This is a genomic window from Acidovorax sp. KPB24-03, from assembly GCF_057546605.1.
In genome coordinates, this window is the sequence record NZ_BAAJYR010000742.1 from 1 (window position 1) to 1,043 (window position 1,043).

General features: G+C 72.3%; 1 protein-coding gene and 1 pseudogene. One reads left to right on the plus strand and one right to left on the minus strand.

Features of this window, described 5'->3' with window-relative positions:
• Positions 1 to 153: pseudogene (locus tag AC27KI_RS25645) on the minus strand (CBS domain-containing protein); the annotation flags it as partial.
• Between the two features lie 287 nt (positions 154 to 440).
• Here AC27KI_RS25645 and AC27KI_RS25650 point away from each other — a divergent pair.
• A partial coding sequence (locus tag AC27KI_RS25650) for a pyridoxal-phosphate dependent enzyme (protein WP_487116634.1) occupies positions 441 to 1,043 on the plus strand: 603 nt, incomplete at its 3' end.

The following is a 1,043-nucleotide window of genomic DNA, read 5'->3' on the forward strand; positions in this document are numbered from 1 at the left end:
CGCGGGGACCGGGGGGAACGGAGCCGCCTCGGGGTCGGCGGAGCGGGTGCGCAGTGCCTGGGGCCGCTGCACCCGCCGCACGGGCGCCACCTGCGCCAATTGCTCCGGCCCGCCGCGGTACATCTGGCCCGAAGGCCCGAACACATAGAACATCGCCATCTCCTGCCATGCCGCTGCACCGGCGTGCACACCGCCGTGCACGCCGCGATCGGCGGTCCATGGTATCGGCAGATGCTGGGGCCGCGGAAAGCCGGGGCATGGCGGGGGAGGGCGGCGGGCTTCGATGGCTTCACGTGGCGGGTGTGCGGCGAGTGCGTGGCGGGCGCCTGGTGCGCTGCATACACTCGACGGTTTCGTGTGCCGCAAGCCCGTTGCCCGTCGTTCTTCGTGCGGGGCCGTGCGAGCACGGTCTTTCTTTTCGATTCGCCAAAGGCCCCCTCATGATCGATCGCTCCGCCATCTCCACTGCACACCAGCGCCTGGCCGCACAGGCCGGCTTTCTTCGTACCACCCCGCTGCTGCAGTTGAGCGGCAGCGCGCTGGGCGTGGACTGCGCGCAGGTGTGGCTCAAGCTGGAGCATCTGCAGGTGGGCGGCAGCTTCAAGGCCCGGGGCATGCTGTACCGCATGCTGGCCAATCCCGTGCCCGAGAGCGGCGTGATCATCGCCTCGGGCGGCAACGCGGGCATTGCCACGGCGGCCGCGGCGCGCGCGCTGGGCGTGCGCTGCGAGGTGTTCGTGCCCGAGATCTCGCCGGAGGCCAAGCGCGCCCGTCTGCGGGCCCTGGGCGCCGAAGTGGTGGTGACCGGCGCTGCGTATTCCGAAGCGCTGCAGGCCTGCCTGGCGCGCCAGCAGGCCACCGGCGCGCTGCTCAACCATGCGTACGACCAGCCCGAAGTCGTGGCCGGTGCCGGCACGCTGGCGCTGGAGATGGAAAGCCAGGCGGGCGACCGGTTGCCCGACAGCGTGCTGGTGAGCGTGGGCGGCGGCGGGCTGATCGCCGGCGTGGCCGCGTGGTGCGACAGCCGCGCGCACGTGGTGGCG